At 65.7% G+C, this 3,385-nt stretch carries 3 protein-coding genes; all 3 read left to right on the forward strand.

Annotation, left to right across the window (positions count from 1 at the left end; all coding sequences use genetic code 11):
• A partial coding sequence (locus tag JNK68_01510) for a phosphate acetyltransferase (GenBank protein ID MBL8539025.1) occupies positions 1-477 on the forward strand: 477 nt, incomplete at its 5' end.
• Positions 474-1,655: an acetate/propionate family kinase gene (locus JNK68_01515; protein ID MBL8539026.1), complete on the forward strand. Its 1,182-nt coding sequence runs from the start codon at positions 474-476 to the stop codon at positions 1,653-1,655. The genes JNK68_01510 and JNK68_01515, both read left to right, overlap by 4 nt.
• Before the next feature lie 128 nt (positions 1,656-1,783).
• Positions 1,784-3,385: formate acetyltransferase (locus JNK68_01520; GenBank protein MBL8539027.1), on the forward strand; the 1,602-nt coding region annotated here is incomplete at its 3' end.

Genomic DNA, 3,385 nt, shown 5'->3' on the forward strand with positions numbered 1-3,385 from the left:
ATCGACATCGTGCAGAACGCCATCGATCTCGCGCACGCGCTCGGTGTCGAGCAGCCGAAGGTGGCGATCCTGTCGGCGATGGAGACGGTGAACCCGAAGCTCGACTCGACGGTGGAGGCGGCAGCGCTCTGCAAGATGGCAGACCGCGGACAGATCACCGGCGGCATCCTCGACGGCCCGCTCGCGCTGGACAACGCGATCAGCACTGAAGCCGCGCGCATCAAGGGCATCAGCAGTGCCGTCGCCGGCCAGGCCGACATCCTGGTGGTGCCCGACCTCGAAGCCGGCAACATGCTGGCGAAGAGCCTGTCGTTTCTCGCCGACGCCGATTCGGCGGGCATCGTGGTCGGGGCGCGCGTGCCGATCACCCTCACCAGCCGTGCCGACTCGGTGGAAAGCCGGCTCGCCTCGTGCGCGGTGGCAGCACTCGTCGTGCATCGCCGGCGCGAGCTTGCCGCCAAGGGGGAGATCAAATGAGCGACGCGATCCTGGTTCTCAACGCCGGATCGTCGAGCCTCAAGTTCACGGAGTTCCTGATCGCAGGCGGTGACGTCGAAGCCGTCGTCAGCGGCAACCTGGAGGAACTCTACGGCCACGCCCGCTTCCGCGCGAAGGACGCGGACGGCAAGGTCATCGGCGAACACGCCTGGGCCGAGGACGCCGCGCCGCAGCACACGGGCGCGCTGGAGTTTCTTTTCGGGTGGCTGCGCTCGCACGCTTCGGACACGAACGTGGTCGCGGTCGGCCACCGCGTGGTCCACGGCGGTAGCCGCTATGCGGCGCCGGTGCGCGTCGATGCGACGATCCTGAAGCAACTCGAGGAGTTCATTCCGCTGGCCCCCCTGCACCAGCCGCACAATCTGCTGCCGATCCGCGTCATCGCTGAGCGCCGACCGGAGCTGCCGCAGGTGGCCTGCTTCGACACCGCCTTCCACCAGACCGCGCCACCGCTGGCACAGGCCTTCGCGCTGCCGGCCTCGATCACCGATCGCGGGGTGCGCCGCTACGGCTTCCACGGTCTGTCCTACGAATACATCGCTTCCGTCTTGCCGCAACACGACCCGCGCGCGGCTGCCGGCAAGACGGTGGTGCTGCACCTCGGCAACGGCGCCAGCATGTGCGCAATGCAAAACTGCAAAAGCGTCGCGAGCACCATGGGATTCACGGCCGTGGATGGACTGCCGATGGGGACCCGCACCGGCAACCTCGATCCTGGAGTCGTCCTGTACTGCATGCAGGAGCTCAAGATGGACGCGGCCGCGATCGAGTCGCTGCTCTACAAGCAGTCCGGGCTGCTCGGGGTGTCCGGTGTCTCCAGTGACATGCGCGAGTTGGTCGAGAGCAGTGAGCCCAAGGCGAAACTCGCCATCGATCTCTTTGTCTACCGCATCGGCCGCGAGCTGGGGTCACTCGCAGCTGCCCTCGGTGGACTGGACGCGATCGTCTTCACTGCCGGCATCGGCGAGCACGCGGCGCCGATTCGAGAGGCGGTGTGCCGGCAGGCGGCGTGGCTGGGCCTGGAATTGGATGCCGGTGCGAATGCCGGAAGCGGGGCGCGGTGCATCAGCACGCCCGCGAGCCGCGTTGCAGCATGGGTGATCCCCACCAACGAGGAACTGATGATCGCTCGGCACACCTGGACGCTCGCGAAATAAGGCGCACAATGTTCGCCGTGTGATCCAGCGATTCGACCCGCGCCGGCGAATTCGTCGCGCCCGGGCGTACCTGTCAGGCGGACACGAAAACAGAAAAAGTCTTCAACCCTGCGGCGCGGAGAGTTCCCATGGCAGCCATCCCGAAGGAAGCGGAAGATTCCCCCTACAACCCCTGGCGCGACTTCGAGCCGGGTCCGTGGCAGTCGCGCATCAATCTGCGTGACTTCATCCAGCGCAACTACACGCCGTACGAGGGTGACCGCAGCTTTCTCGCCGGGCCGACGGAGCGCACGCGCAAGGTGTGGGAAAAGCTGCTGCCGATGCTCGCCGAGGAAACGAAAAAGGGCGTGCTCGACGTCTCGCAGGAGCCTTCCACCATCGTCGCCCACGGCCCCGGCTACATCGACCGCGATCTCGAACTCATCGTCGGCCTGCAGACGGATGCGCCACTCAAGCGCGCGATCATGCCGAAGGGCGGCTGGCGGGTCGTCGAGGCGAGCCTGAAGGCATACGGCTACGAGCCCGATCCCGAGATCAGGAAGGTCTACACGAAATACTGCAAGACGCACAACGACGGCGTCTTCGATGCGTACACGGCGGACATCCGCAAGGCGCGCAGCTCACACATCGTCACCGGCCTGCCCGACGCCTACGGCCGCGGCCGCATCATCGGCGACTATCGGCGCCTGGCGCTGTATGGTCTCGATGCCCTGATCGAGGCCAAGCAGGTCGAGCGTGCCGAGCTCGACGACCGTCACTCGACGGAGGACGTGATCCGTCTGCGCGAGGAACTCGCCGAGCAGATCAGGTCGCTCAAGCAGATCGGGCAGATGGCGCAAGGCTACGGCTACGACGTGTCGCAGCCGGCCGCGAACGGTCGCGAAGCGGTGCAGTGGACCTACTTCGCGTATCTCGCCGCGATCAAGGAGCAGAACGGCGCAGCGATGTCGGTCGGGCGCATCTCGTCCTTTCTCGACATCTACCTGGAGCGCGACCTGCGCGAGGGCACGCTCACGGAATCGCAGGCACAGGAGCTCATCGACGATCTCGTCATCAAGTTCCGCATCGTGCGCTTCCTGCGCACTCCGGAATACAACCAACTCTTCTCCGGCGATCCCACCTGGGTCACCGAGTTCATCGGCGGCATGGGTGAGGACGGCCGCACGCTGGTGACCAAGACCAGCTTCCGCATTCTCAACACGCTCTACAACCTGGGACCGGCACCCGAGCCTAACCTCACCGTCGGCTGGTCGCCGCGGCTGCCGGACGGCTTCAAGCGCTTCGCCGCCAAATGCTCGATCGACACGAGTTCGATCCAGTACATGTCCGACGACATGATGCGGCCCAAGTTCGGCGACGACGCGGCGATCGCCTGCTGCGTCTCGGGCATGCGCGTCGGCAAGCAGATGCAGTTCTTCGGCGCGCGCGTGAATCTGCCGAAGACGCTGCTCTACGCGATCAACGGCGGCCGCGACGAGAAGTCTGGCGAGCAGATCGGACCGATGCTCGCGCCGATCACGGGCGATGTGCTCGATTACGATGAGGTGATGGAGCGCTTCGACACCATGATGGAGTGGCTGGCGAAGGTGTACGTGAACGCGCTCAACGTCATCCACTACATGCACGACAAGTACTGCTACGAGGCGGTGCTGATGGCGCTGCACGATCGCGACATCCTGCGCACGCTCGCCTGCGGCATCGCCGGGCTCTCGCACACCGCGGACAGCCTG

The sequence above is a fragment of the Betaproteobacteria bacterium genome (genome assembly GCA_016791345.1).
Taxonomy (GTDB): Bacteria; Pseudomonadota; Gammaproteobacteria; order Burkholderiales; family JAEUMW01; genus JAEUMW01.